We start from the raw sequence: 13,824 nt of genomic DNA, 5'->3' as shown, positions 1-13,824 counted from the left end.
TGCCAGTTTCCTGCTGTCCCATACCAATTCAAATGCGAGCCCCCCGGTTCATCCGGGGGGAACTCGGCGCCACCGTTGCGCGCCGAATTCATCAACACCACAACTCAAGCAAAAAACACCCAACCTACGCAGCTTCAACTCAAGTGTCGCCAAAAATGCAAAAAACGACACAAGCGACGCGACATCAGGCGACACGAGGCGACACACGACCCGCCTACCCCACCGCGTGCGGGTAAAAACTCGACATCCAACCCGCCCAGCCCAATCGTATCTCCCCGCGTTTTCCCTACAATTTCCAGGACGCGATGCGAATGCGTCGCAAGTCACGCGTTAGGACAGAGTTAGCTGCGGAAAAAAGCTTTCGATGATGCCTCACGTTGGAATGGGCGCCCCCGGGCGCCGCGCAGATAGATTGGGAGGCCGTCGATGAATACGGAACTGCTCGTCGTCGTCGCGTTGCTCGCGGCGGCGATTGTGATGTTCGCAATCAACCGTCCGCGGATGGACGCCGTGGCGCTCCTGATGCTGACGCTGCTGCCGTTCACGCGAACGGTCACCGTCAGCGAAACGCTCGCCGGCTTCGCCGATCCGAACATCGTCCTCATCGCCGTGCTGTTCGTGCTTGGCGACGGCTTGGTGCGCACCGGCGTCGCGCGGCGGCTCGGCGACTGGCTCGCCGATAAGGCGGGCGGCAGCGAAACCCGACTGCTCGTGCTGCTGATGGTCGTCGTCTGCGGCTTGGGCGCGACGATGAGCTCGACTGCCGTCACAGCGATCTTCATCCCAGTCGTCCTCCGCATCGCGCAAAGCATGCGGATCTCGCCCAGCCGACTGATGATGCCGCTCAGCATGGCGGCCCTCATCAGCGGCATGATGACGCTCATCGCCACAGCGCCCAATCTGGTCGTCAACAGCGAACTCATCCGCATGGGCGAGCAAGGCTTCCGCTTCTTCAGCTTCACGCCCTTCGGACTGCCGGTGCTGGCGCTCGCGATTCTCTACATGAAGTTCGCCAGTCGTTGGCTTTCCTCGGAAACCGCCGAAGACGCCACCAGCCTCGGCCGCCCGCGGATGGCCGATTGGATCGACCAGTACAAGCTCAATGCCCGCGAGCATCGCGTTCGCGTCCGCCCCGAATCGCCGCTCATCGGCGAAACGGTCGCCGAGGCGAACTTGCGCGACGTGTCGGGCGCCAATCTCGTGGCGATCGAACGAACAGGAACGCTCATTCAGCCTGAAGGCTCGACGACGCTCCAATCGGGCGACGTGCTGCTGGTCGATCTCTTCGCACCGGAGCCCGACGTCGCGGAGCTACGGCGTCGCTTCGGGCTCGACGAACTGCCGCTCACTGGGGCTTACTTCTCCGACATGTCGCAACAGATCGGCATGGCCGAGGTGATCGTCCCCGCGACCTCGCCGCTCGTGGGCAAGTCGCTTGCCGAGGCATCATTCCGCGAGCGGTTCCGCCTCAACGTCATCGGCCTCCGTCGCGGCGCCGAGGCGTTCGAAGGCGTATTGCGTCACGAGCATCTCCACGTGGGCGATACGCTGCTCGTTATCGGGCCGTGGAAGGCGATTGGCAATCTGCAACAAGTCACCTCGAAGCTGGTGGCGTTCAATCTTCCCGCCGAACTCGACGAAGTCTTGCCGGTACAAGGCAAAGCGTTGCACGCCGTTGTCTGCTTGATGATCGCGATCGGCCTGATGATCAGCGGCGTCGTCCCCAATGTGCAGGCGGCGCTGATCGGCGCCCTGCTGATGGGCGTGTTCGGCTGCGTGAACCTCAACAGCGCGTACCGCAGCATCGACTGGAAGACGCTCGTCCTCATTGTCGGCATGCTCCCTTTTTCGATCGCGCTCGAGCGTACCGGCGGCGTGAGGCTTGCGGCGGATCTACTGATGGATGCCGTCGGCGGTTCCGGAATTCGCGTTGTACTGGCGGCGCTGTTTGCGATCACCGCCCTGCTCGGCATGTTCATCTCCAACACCGCAACCGCGGTGCTGATGGCGCCGGTGGCGATCACCATTGCCGAGGAGCTCGGTCTCTCGGCGCAACCGTTCGCGATGATCGTCGCGCTCGCCGCATCGACTGCCTTCATGACACCCGTCTCGTCGCCGGTCAACACGTTGGTGGTGACGCCTGGCCGCTACACCTTCGGCGACTTCGTCCGCATCGGCGTGCCGTTTAGTCTCATCGTCATGGCGGTCAGCGTCGCGCTCGTGCCGTGGTTGCTGCCGCCGTGATGCTGCGACGACGTTCGAAGCGAATATCAAACCATGCTCAGCAACTTCACTGATAGGACCTGCCTCGCGATGAGCCAACCAGCTTCACTCCTCGACGTTGCTGCCGCCGAAGCGCGGCTCATGCGGTATCTCGCCGTCGAAGGCGTCACCGGTCGCGAGGCGGCGATCGCGGCCGTCGTCATCGAGGACCTCAAGAGCCTCGGCGTCCCCGCGGAGGCCATTCGGTTCGACGACGCGAACGAGCGCATCCCGCTGCCGACCGAAACTGGCAACCTGATCGTCACGCTCCCCGGCACAACCGGCGGCGAGCGAATTGCCTTCTCAACGCACCTCGACACCGTTCCCCTCTGCTCTGGCGCCAAGCCGATTCGCGAAGGCGATCGCATCCGCACCGATGGCTCGACGGCCCTCGGCGGAGACAATCGCACTGGCTGCACGGTGCTGGTCACCTTGGTCGAGACGTTGCTAAAGCACAACATCCCTCACCCGCCGCTCACCTTGCTGTTCACCGTTCGCGAAGAAAGCGGCCTCCACGGCGCCCGCGAGTTGAACACCGCGGACTTAGGCGGCGCTGCAATGTGTTTCAATTTTGACGGGAAGCTGGCGGCGGATCTTGTGATCGGCGCGGTCGCTCAAGAGGGCTGGCAGGCTGAAATCATCGGCAAGGCAGCGCATGCCGGCGTTGCACCGGAGAAAGGGATCTCGTCCACGCTTGTCGGCGCCATCGCCCTCACCGAAGCAAAGCGCGGCGGTTGGTTCGGCAAGGTGACGAAGCCCGAGGGCTACGGCACGAGCAACATCGGCGTTTTCGGCGGTAAGCCGGGCCAACCTGCCGGCGAAGCCACCAACGTCGTCACCGACTACGTGCGGATGGTCGGCGAAGCCCGCAGCCCCGAGGCGAGTTTCGCCGCGACGATTTCCGCCGCGTACCGCGCGGCGTTCGAAACGGCTCGGCAAGAAGTCGCCGACGCCGACGGCGCCACGGCCGAAGTGAAGTTCACCAGCAAGCCGTCGTACCCGTCGTTCAAGCTGCCCGAAGACTCCGCGGTCGTCGCCCGAGCGAAGCGTGCCGTCGCGTCGCTCGGTCTAACGCCGAACACAAAGTTTTCCAACGGCGGGCTCGACGCCAATTGGCTGGTGAACCACGACATGCCGACCGTGACGTTCGGCGCCGGGCAGTATGAAATTCACACCGTGAAGGAGTACGTCGACTTGCCAGAGTTCGCCCAAGGCTGCCGGCTGGCAATCGCCCTGGCGACGTTGGCGGATTGATCTCACGCGTCGAGAAGTTTTCAGGAGTTCGCGCATGTTCGCGCACGCAGCAAATAATGAAGACGCTTTCGAGTCGTTCGTCTCCACCGGCAGACTGCCGCCGCGCGATCGCGTCGCGCAGTTGGTGCAGAGCGCCTACGAGCGTTATCGCACGAACTCAGAGGGAGAAAATTCGCAGGTCTACCCTGCCCTTGCCCGCGTGCCGAGCGAGCTCTTTGGCATCAGCGTCGTCGACGCCAGTGGCGAAGTGATCTCCGCCGGCGACGCGGAGCACGAGTTCACGATCATGAGCGTCTCGAAGCCGTTTGTCTTCGCGCTCGTCTGCCAACTGCTGGGGCCGCAGCAACTCAAAGAGAAGGTCGGCGTCAACGCCACCGGCCGCGCGTTCAACTCGCTCGCAGCAGTCGAAGCGGGCGACGACGGCCGGACGAACCCGATGGTCAACGCCGGCGCGATCGCGACGACCAGCTTGGTTCCCGGCGACTCGCCCGAAGCCCAATGGCAGTTCATCCACGAAGGGCTCTCGCGATTCGCCGGGCGCGAGTTGCAACTCGATGACGAAGTCTACGCTTCAGCGACCGCGACGAACTTTCGCAATCAGGCCCTCGCGCGATTGCTGCAAAGTTTCGACCGCCTCTACATGGATCCGGCGGCGGCGATCGATCTCTACACGAAGCAATGTTCCCTGAACGTCACAGCGAAGGATCTCGCTGTGATGGGGGCCACGCTCGCCGACGGCGGCGTGAACCCGATCACGCGGGAGCGCGTCGTCGACCCCGCTGTCTGCCACTACGTCCTCGCGGTGATGGCGACCGCGGGTCTGTACGAAACCTCCGGCGACTGGCTTTACGAGATCGGCCTGCCCGGCAAGAGCGGCATCAGCGGCGGCATCGTGGCCGTTTCCCCCGGCAAGGGTGGCCTAGGGACGTTCGCCCCGCCGCTCGACGCCGCGGGCAACAGCGTGAAGGGCCAACTCGTCGCGCGGCGTCTCTCGCAGAGTCTCGGACTCGACTTGTTCCTCTCGCAGTCCGAGGCGTAATTCCATCTTGCGTCGCGTTTGCCGCTTCTCCGGCATTCGAAACCGCTCTAGCACGAATCAAGCAACGACGAGCGCGGTTACCTAACGACGCGAGCGTTGCCGCCGGCGGCAAGCTTCACAACTTCCGCAAGCGAAGCCATCGAGTTGTCGCCGGGCGTCGTCATCGCCAATGCGCCATGGGCGGCGCCGAGATTGACGGCGGTCTGCGGCGCTTGGCCGCTGAGGAATCCGTAGATCAGACCGGACGCAAAACTATCGCCGCCGCCGACCCGGTCGAAGATCTCCAGTGCCGGGTACTTGTTAGAACGGTAGATTGCCCCGTCGTACCAGCAGATGGCCGACCAATCGTTCACCGTCGCCGACTTCACCGAACGCAGCGTCGTCCCTACGAGCTTGAAGTTCGGAAACTCCGAAGTGGCGGCGTCGACCATCCGGGCGAAGTCTCCTTCGCCTTCGAGCAATTCCGAAGCGCCGCCGACTTCGATGCCGAGCCCGACCGAGAAGTCCTCTTCGTTGCCAATCATCACGTCGACCAGCGGCGCGAGCTGCCGGTTCACCTCGCGCGCACGCTCGACGCCGCCGCGATCTTTCCAGAGGCTGGGGCGATAGTTGAGGTCGTAGGAGACGATGGCGCCGTTGGCGCTCGCTTTCTTGCAGGCTTCGATGGCGACTTCAGCCGTCGAGTCGGAGAGCGAGGCAAAAATACCGCCGGTGTGGAACCAGCGAGTTTTCTGCGTGCCGAACAGCGCATCCCAGTCGACGGACCCGACGGTGAGTTGGCTGACGGCAGTGTGCCCGCGATCGGAAACGCCCAGCGCGCCGCGAACGCCAAAGCCGCGCTCAGTGAAATTCAAGCCATTTCGCACGCGCCGCCCGATGCCGTCGTCGGCTTGCCATTGCAGGTAGCTCAGATCGACCCCGCCCTGCAGCATCAGGTCTTCGACCAGCCGACCGACTTCATTGTCGACGAGCGAGGTGACGACGGCGGTTCGCAACCCGAAGCAACGACGCAGTCCGCGGGCGACGTTGTATTCCCCTCCCCCTTCCCAGGCCTGAAAGCTGCGCGTGCGGCGAATACGTCCTTCGCCCGGGTCGAGCCGTAGCATCACCTCGCCAAGTGCGACGCAATCGAAATGGCACTGGTCTGGCGAGAGGACGTGAAGCGGCACTGCGGCAGTTCCTTGAGGAGAGAGAAGTGAAGGAACCTAAGATTATGCAGTAGACGCTCGGCTTTTGGAACCGGCCGGTTTGCGAGCTGGAACATCCGTCGTCGACGCCGTCAGCCATGCCCCTTGCGGCGTCTCCGTGCGGCGTTCCAGGCCATTCATCGGTTGCGGCGTCAACTAACGGACCGAAGTGCTGCAGACGCACCGCTATTTGAACTCGATCGTCGTGACAGAGTAAGGCTCAAAGCGAAACTCCGCGCCTGTCGATAGATCGCCAAACCTCCACTCCCGCCGCTGCGGCGTGAGGCGCTCCGGTTGCTCGGCAGTGTTCGCCACGGCGAGCGGCCCCGCCAGGCTGGTCGCGACGACTTGTTTGCTCGCGGGTCGATAGCCGTCGATGACCAGCGAGACGCCGACGGCGGCCGAGCCTGAGTTGACGATGGTGCAAGTGAGCGACTTGCCGTCATCGCTCAGCTTCGCATTGGCGTCGAGCGACTCGGCGCCGGCGACCTCGCACGCGACAAGCCGCGGTTGGGCCGCTTGCGAATACATCTGCGTGACATACCCCGGCGGCTGCAGCCAGGCTTGTGAGGGATTGAGAAAGAGCAGTCCCTGGTCCCAGCCATTGTCGTTCTGGCCGTCGGGCTGTAGACAGTTCGCCGAGAGGGCGATCGGAATACGGCCGTCGCGCTCCACCGAGTGGAGCGCAAGCGCATTGCCGATCGCACGCCGCTGGTCGTGATTGTTTGCATTGAATTCAAAGACGACCACCTTGAAGTCCGCGCCTGTCTGCAGATTCTCCAGGGCGTCTATAAACGAGAACATCCCCTCCAGCGTTTGATGGCGGTCGGGCCCGTCGGTCCAGACGTGGACGTCGAACCAAACTTCATGCCCGGCCGCTTTCGCGAACTCCAGGATGCTCCGTTGACCATCGAGCGTCGTGATCCCCGAGGCGGCCCCGGTGATGCATTGCGGATCGGTGATCGGGTGATCGTAGACGAAGTCGCCGACGATCAGTTGAATGTTCGGGTCGACCTTCCAGATCGCTTCGGCACGCTCCTTGAAGCGGGCGGCATAATCCAGATCGACCCGCTCTTCGTTGCCCAATTGCAAATACTTCAGTCGGTATGGTTCCGGATGCCCGTCGCGCGCCCGCTTGGCGCCCCACTCGCTCTCCGCCGGCGCCGTGGCGTACATGATGAACTGAGCCATGCTCTCCGGCGTTTCACCCATGCTGAAGGTTGGCACGTACTCGAAGTCGGCCGCCTCGCAGAAGTTCATGAAGTCGATGATTCCCCAGCCGTTGGTCGAGTAGTCGTACCAGTGACCGTCGTACGGCGGCCGCGTCGCGCGCGGCCCAATCATTTTCTGCCAGCGATACTCGTCGTTGTTGACCATCGTGCCGCCGTAGCGAAGCAGCCGGATTCCCTGCTGTTGCAGGAGCTCCGCTACGTCGCGGCGAACTGGCAAGTCTTTGAACCGACCCCAACTGCCCGGTTGCAGGAACACGTAACCTACGACGACGTTACCTGGCCGACGCAGCTTGATCGTAAACCGCCCATCGCGAACGGTGGCGGAGGGAGTGAGCTTGAAGTCAAGCTTCCTCCAATTCCCAGCCGCGACATGCAGCGTCTGCTCGGCGAGGACTCGCGAACCATCCTTGTTCTCAAGCGCAACGTACAACTCACACGGTTCGTCGGCGCGAAGGTACAACTCGCCCTCGTACGGCTGCCCTGCTTCGAAATGGAGTCCCCAGCCGTTGAGGCCGCGATTGGCGATGCCCGCTTCGCCGGTTCCTGCGGTGAACTTGATGTGCTGGCTTTGCACGCCGACAAATGGATTGGTCCGCGGGAGTTCGAACGCCGGCTGCACGTCGCCAGTCCGAATCGGCTGCCACATGCGGCTGATTGCCTGGCCATTCGCTTTCGCGGGCGTGAAGGGAATTGCCCGCGTCTGCCCAGTGGCGCCCGCTTGGAGGTTCCGATAGCGTGCCGCGCGATGAAACTGCCGGAGGCCAACAGCCCCGGTTTCGATGGCATGCGGATCGGCGTCGTCGTAGGTGAGAACATTCTGGCCGTTTACGAAGATTTCCAACTGCGACCCTTCAGCCACGACGCGAAGCGTTACCCACTCCTGCGTCGGCACGTCGCACGCGGCGTCTTGCAGCAACGTAAAATCGTGACGATGGCGACCGAGTCGCACGACTTGCCGTTCTGGATCGAGAGCGATCTCGTATCCCACGAAGCGGTCGGCGCCGATGCCCGGCTGCGATGTGCGGATGATGAGACCGGCGTTCCCCGCGGCGTTGTCGTCGAACCAGATCTCAACGCTCGCTTCGCCGTCGGCAAACGTAGCGTCCTTGGCGACGATCTTGTTCCCGTCGCCCGCGGGGCTTTGCAGGATTTCGTGGGCGATTTTCCAGTCGCCTCCGTACGCGGCCATCCCCTCAATCGGAGAAGCAAGGGCCGGCTCCTGGAAACTCTCGCCGAAGATCATCTGGCTGTAGAGCCCGCCGTAGATCTCGTGGTTGACGTCTTCGATGCACGCGCCGGACAGCAGCGGCGACAGGCGGTGGATTTCCTTCGCTGCGTCGATGCGGATCGTCGCCGGTTGGGCAAGCGAGAAGCTCGCGGACAGCAGAACAAAACTTGCGCAGCAAATCGGGAAAAAGCCGTTGCGTGATGCCATCGAAGAGTTCCGTCGGGGTGAGGAGACTCCTCAAATTTTCACCCAGGCCGGTTCATCGAACTAGGAGAATGCTAGTCAGTCGACTGAGAGTGGTTGTCACGTCGCCTCTCGATTCTTCAGTCGCTGCGGCGCGACCCGCCAATAGGCACATCTGGCGGCAGGCTAGGAGTGCGCGGCAAGCGCAGCCAACGATGCCGACACTGGCGAGGACGCGATCGATCGCTGCGTATGAATCGTCAACCCCTCCAGTTGCTTCGTGGCGCCGGGGAGCAGCAAGCTAAAAAGATAGCCGGCGCCAAAGCTGACGACGACGGCCAAGCAGCCGTACATCATCGCGTGAACGTCTCCGTACTCAGACACCGCCCACATCGCCGCAATGCACGCCGCGACGCCGAGTAGCGCGCCCGTTCCATGAGCTCGCTTCGTCAGAATGCCAAGCGAGAAGAGACCTGCCAGTATGCCGGTGGTTAAACCGAGCACGTTGAGGAACAATTCCCAAAGCGATTCGACGGGAAACTGCTCCATCGTGAGCGCGACTGCCATGCCGGCCAGCCCGGTGATGATCGTTGCCGCGCGGCCGACGCGGACGCGACTCTTCGGACTCGCTGCGGGCCGCATCCGCTGATAGAAATCGGTGACCACCGCCGTGGCGACGCTGTTGAGGCTGCTCGTTGGCTGGGCGGCGGCAAAGATACCGGCGACCACAAAACCTGCCAATCCGGGCGGAAGTTCGTGGACCATGAAGAACGGGTAAATCGCATCATTCCGCGCGAGGCCCGGGTCGAGGCGTTCAGGGAACTGCTGATAAAAGAGGTAGAGCGCCGTGCCCACGGCGAAGAACAGCATCCCCGACGGCAGCGACAGCCAGGCGTTTACCCAGATCGCGCGGGCGGCTTGCTTTTCATCGCTGGTGGTCATGAATCGCTGCACGACTTCTTGGTTCGAGGTGTAGGAGATGAGCGTGGCGAAGAATGTTCCAAGCACCAACACCCACACCGACTCGATGGCGAAATCAGGCGACACGGGAATCGCGGGGAAAAACTTGCCATCGCTCGCCGCCGCGCGAAATAAGTCGATCGTCGAGCCATCGAGTTGCCAGGCGATTACGGCCAGCGATAGCGCCGCCGCCGCGAGGAGGATGATCGACTGCGCGACGTCGGTCCAAATCACCGCCTCCATTCCCCCGAAGTAGGTGACGACGATCGTCAGCAGCGTCATTCCCACGATGCAGGTGGTGGTGTCGATGCTGCTCACCGTCGACAGGGCCAGCGCCGGCAGGTAGAGGACGATGCCAGTGCGAGCGATCTGAAACGCGATGAACGAAGCGCTACCGAACCAGCGGACCGCCAGATTGAAGCGATGCTCCAAATATTCGTACGCACTCGTGAGATTGAGCTGCCGGAAAAACGGCAAGTAGACGGCAATGATCACCGGCGCCAGCACGATCACTGATATCTGACTGAAGATGAACCACCAATTGCTAAAGAAGGCCTTGGCCGGAATCGCCATGAACGTGATCGAACTGAGCATCGTGGCATAGATGCTCAGCCCGGCGGCCCACCACGGGATTCTCTGGCCGCCGCGAAAAAAACCATCGGCGTCTTTCGATCGGCGCGAACACCACACTCCGATGCCGAGCATGATCAGCGGATACACGCCCAGGACGGAAAGATTGAGAAGTCCGAACTCCGCGCGCTGCGGGGTGAGCGTACCCCGCCACACTTCATTGGTGCGTACGCCGGGACGAGTTTCGCCGCCTGGGATGATGACGCTCGCACCGTCGCGGATCGTCGGCGTCGTGGCGAGCGAGAAGGGAAGTTCCTCGGCGGATACCCAGCGATCGGTGACGGTGTGGTAAGCCAAGCTCGCACGGGGGAAGCCGGGGTGCGAGTCCTTAAGTTCCGCTACTCGTGAGGCGTTTTCGCCGTCATCGCCGCCGACGATCAAGAGGTGCGAAGTTCCCAGCGCCGGCGCCGGAGTCGGCGCCGCGGCGACTGGTCGCGGCATGTCGGCGACCTGGCGCCACCCTTGCTGCGGCTGGTAACGGTAGCCGTCTTTCAAGTAGCGCCGCTGAATCGTGCCGGCTGCGTCGGCGGAGAGTTCAACGCCGCCAAAGAGGTAAAACGCTCCTTCCTGGACGCCGGCCGTTGCCAGCATCCGCGGCGGACCGGGCCATGTTTCGAGTTCAACCCACGCACGCTTGTCGGCAGGTTGGGCGAGATCGATCGAGAGGAAACAGGACTCGATCTTGTTGGCATCCGCCGCCGATTGCCCGCCGGCGATGTAGAGCGTCGCGCCGATCATCGCCCCCGCCGCGTTTGCGAGCGGCAGCGGTAGCGGCGGCAACGGTTCGGTCACTAAATCATTGTCTTCAATCCGCAGTAAGAATGCGTCGCTGTAAACTCCGTCGGCATTGTTGCCGCCGACCACGGCGATGCCATACGGCGTCGTTGCTGAAACCGCATAACCGAGCGGCCGCGGTAGGCGGGCAGCAAGTTCTTCCCACTCCTTCGCGTTAGCACGGAGGACGAAGACGCGATCATGCCAGGTTTTCGTCGCGCCGTCCCAGGGGCGCCCTTGTGGGAAGTTCGCACCGCCCGCGACCAGCAGCGTCCCGCGATCAAGTCCCGCCACGGAACCAGCGAATCCGACCGCGTCGGGCAGCGGAGCGAGTTGCTCCCACCGAATGGGCGCTTGCGTGAACTTTGGCAACTCAGCTCCTGCGGCGGAATGTAAGGATGCAAGGCAGACGATTGCCGCCCCGCAGACGAAGGCGGTGCAACGCTGCAGCCGCGCGACAGCAATGGTAACTGATGGGGCCATCGTGACACTGCCTGGAAGAGAAGAGCAAGAAGAGAGGTGCGGGCGCGACCGAGAGTGGTCGCGCCCGCCTAAGCTCGACGACTACTCGCGCGCCGCCACGCCGTTGGAGACAGCGTGCTTCGGCTTCGTGGCGGCCGCTTCGCCTGGCCGCAGCCATTCCCAGCAGCCCGATTCTTCAAGATCGATCGCCAACTGAGCCTTCTGGGCCTTGCTAAGCGAGGCCAGCGGCTCACGGCATGGTCCCGCTTCGAGGCCGTACAGTTCGAGGACCACCTTCGTCGCCGCATGGAACGGATATTTGTTGAGCAACCGCACGAGCGCGACCGAACGCATTTGCAGTTCTTGCGCAAGCTCCATGTCTTGGCGATCGTACGCGTCGATGATGTCGCGATAGAGCGGCGCGGCAATGTTGTAGGTGCTGCCGATCGCTCCCCGAGCGCCAACTGCCAGGCCAGCGAGCAGCATCTCATCGGCGCCCCACACGACGTCGAAGCGGCCGTTGTTGAGTTCCCGACATGCTTGGAATTCGAAAACTTTGTGGGCTGTGTATTTGAGGCCGACCAGGTTAGGAATCCGCAAGCCCGCCGCGGACATGAAATCGACCATGTCGACCGAAGTGCCGGTGAACGCCGGAATGTGGTAGTAGTAGAACGGCAATTCCGGCGCGCCGCCGGCGATCTGCGCGGCGCAATCGACGAGCATCTGCATCGTCTCGATTTTGTAGTAGAAGGGCGGAATTGCCGAGAAGGCGTCGGCGCCGCATCGCTGGGCGTGACTCGCCAGCTGCCGGGCCTCGGCGATCGAGTTGTGCCCGACCTGCACGATCGTTCTCAGCCGCCCCTTGGCCGCGCTGATGTACGCCTCGGCGACGTCGCAACGCTCAACGCCGGTAAGCGAGACCCCTTCGCCTGTGCTGCCGCAGATGTAGATACCGCGGACGCCCGAGCGTTCCAAGTGGTTGACCATCGCGGGGACGGCGTCGAGGTTGAGCGAACCATCCTCGTGCATCGGGGTGTAGGTCGCAGCAATTAATCCCGTGAGGGGTTGAGTCATGTCCGATCGAGCTCCGATGCAAGAACCACAGCCGCCTGCCGGGAAAATCCCCGGAATGGCCGTGGCGAGATTGGTTTTAAGGGTAGTTGAACTGGCCGTCGAAAATGCACGAATCTTTCGCGGAGGACTCGCACGACGGGTATTTTTTCGCCGCCAAACGGGAGCGAAGCCGCCGACTGCGAGGCGTCAAAGCCCCGTTTTCCGGCCGAAATCTAACTTAAACTAAAAATTCCCAATAATCCAGTAATATTCCATCGACAATCATACTGAGCCCAAGTAAGCTTTCGGAAGTGGGATTCCAAATGCCCCCGGTCCACTTGCGTTTCCGGTTCCGTCCCTCCGCCGACGCCGCTCAAGATGGCTGAAGTCGCTACCACAACGCCGAAGATCGTCGACCTGGCGGACCAGTTGGTGGCCGATATCCACCAGCGGAAACTCCAGCCGGGCGATCGTTATCTGACGACGGCCGATGCGTCGCGGATGCTCGGCGTTGGCAACGGCGTAGCGAATCGCGCTCTGCAGCTGTTGGAACGCCGCCAAGTGATCACGCGGCAGCAGCGGCGCGGGGCGTTCATCTCCGGGCCCGTTCAGCAAAGCTCCCCTGCCCCGTTGCGGCGGGTTCACTTTCTCGTTCACCAGAATTACCTCACCTCCGAAGGCATCGGCAACGACTTGGTGCTTCTCGGGATTCAAGAGGAACTTCCTGGCGTGCACGTGCAGATCAGCTTTCTGCCGACGATGAACGCGAAGGAGTTCGTCGCCGAGCTGATCGACGATTCGCTCACGGCGAAGACCCGGGACGGATTCATCCTGGTCCGTACGCCGCACGATGTGCAGCAGCTCGTTTGCGATCGCGGCGTCCCGGGAGTCGTCTACGGCGCCCGCTACCCCGGCATCACGCGGCTGACGCGGTTCGACCGCGATATGTCGGCGATCGGCGAATTGGCGGCGAACTATCTACTCGAACGCGGCCACCGCCAGATTGGTTACCTCTCACGCCAGCAAGTCTTGCCGGGCGATCACGACACCATGGACGCCTTCCGGCGTTGCGTCGGCGAGCGCGGGCTCCTGGCTCACCAGCTCATCGAGCGGTTCCTTCCCTCGTCGACGGAAGTCTGTGAAGCCGAGGTTCGCCATCTGCTGGCTCGCGATGATCGACCTACAGGATTTATCTGCCGCTCGCGGCTGATGGCCGACGCCGTCGCCAATGTCGTGGCGGAGCAAGGGTTGGAACTTTACCGCGACGTCGACGTCGTGGTGTGCGACTACTACTTGTTACCAAATCAACAGCCTGCCTACGTGTTCCCGCGTCCGATTTACTCGGCCGAGGAGCAAGGCAAGCGGATGGCCCGCCTGCTGGCGGCGCAGTCGCGCGGCGAGGCTGCCGGCGACCAGATTATTCCCGTCGAGCTCGATGCAATGGCAGCGGCGAGCGACGACAGCGCAGGACTGAAGCGGTCGGTCTAGCACGAACTTTTCCCAACGGCCAAGCGGACCGTTGAAACGCGGGCACGGGCTCGACCCGGCCGGCAGCGAGCG

General features: G+C 62.8%; 8 protein-coding genes. 4 read left to right on the top strand and 4 right to left on the bottom strand.

Annotated features, from left to right (window positions below):
- Positions 1 to 426 precede the first annotated feature (426 nt).
- The 3 genes from PLANPX_RS18590 (at position 427) to glsA (ending at position 4,555) form a co-directional block, all read left to right on the top strand.
- The gene (locus PLANPX_RS18590; RefSeq protein WP_152100179.1) at positions 427 to 2,244 is read left to right on the top strand and encodes an SLC13 family permease; all 1,818 of its coding nucleotides are present in this window, start codon (positions 427 to 429) and stop codon (positions 2,242 to 2,244) included.
- A gap of 69 nt (positions 2,245 to 2,313) precedes the next feature.
- The gene (locus PLANPX_RS18585) at positions 2,314 to 3,516 is read left to right on the top strand and encodes a M20/M25/M40 family metallo-hydrolase (protein WP_152100178.1); all 1,203 of its coding nucleotides are present in this window, start codon (positions 2,314 to 2,316) and stop codon (positions 3,514 to 3,516) included.
- Between the two features lie 34 nt (positions 3,517 to 3,550).
- On the top strand, positions 3,551 to 4,555 hold the full coding sequence (gene glsA / locus PLANPX_RS18580; RefSeq protein WP_152100177.1) for a glutaminase A: 1,005 nt from the start codon (positions 3,551 to 3,553) through the stop codon (positions 4,553 to 4,555).
- Between the two features lie 77 nt (positions 4,556 to 4,632).
- On the opposite strand, the gene PLANPX_RS18575 is transcribed toward glsA, so the two are convergent.
- The 4 genes from PLANPX_RS18575 to PLANPX_RS18560 all read right to left on the bottom strand — a co-directional run bounded on the left by PLANPX_RS18575 (position 4,633) and on the right by PLANPX_RS18560 (position 12,285).
- Complete coding sequence (locus PLANPX_RS18575) at positions 4,633 to 5,724, bottom strand: sugar kinase (RefSeq protein ID WP_152100176.1); 1,092 nt, start codon at positions 5,722 to 5,724, stop codon at positions 4,633 to 4,635.
- Between the two features lie 204 nt (positions 5,725 to 5,928).
- Complete coding sequence (locus tag PLANPX_RS18570; RefSeq protein ID WP_152100175.1) at positions 5,929 to 8,409, bottom strand: family 16 glycoside hydrolase; 2,481 nt, start codon at positions 8,407 to 8,409, stop codon at positions 5,929 to 5,931.
- A gap of 162 nt (positions 8,410 to 8,571) precedes the next feature.
- Entirely contained in the window at positions 8,572 to 11,232 is a 2,661-nt protein-coding gene (locus tag PLANPX_RS18565; protein ID WP_152100174.1) for a sodium:solute symporter family transporter, read from the bottom strand.
- A gap of 81 nt (positions 11,233 to 11,313) precedes the next feature.
- Positions 11,314 to 12,285, bottom strand: coding sequence for a dihydrodipicolinate synthase family protein (locus PLANPX_RS18560; protein ID WP_152100173.1), 972 nt, complete (start codon positions 12,283 to 12,285; stop codon positions 11,314 to 11,316).
- Between the two features lie 357 nt (positions 12,286 to 12,642).
- Here PLANPX_RS18560 and PLANPX_RS18555 point away from each other — a divergent pair, with 357 nt between their 5' ends.
- The gene (locus PLANPX_RS18555; protein ID WP_152100172.1) at positions 12,643 to 13,752 is read left to right on the top strand and encodes a substrate-binding domain-containing protein; all 1,110 of its coding nucleotides are present in this window, start codon (positions 12,643 to 12,645) and stop codon (positions 13,750 to 13,752) included.
- The last annotated feature ends 72 nt before the right edge of the window (positions 13,753 to 13,824 follow it).

The organism is Lacipirellula parvula, from assembly GCF_009177095.1.
Taxonomy (GTDB): Bacteria; Planctomycetota; Planctomycetia; order Pirellulales; family Lacipirellulaceae; genus Lacipirellula; species Lacipirellula parvula.
The sequence above is the reverse complement of the archived record's forward strand: the minus strand, read 5'-3'. Positions and strand labels throughout refer to the sequence as shown.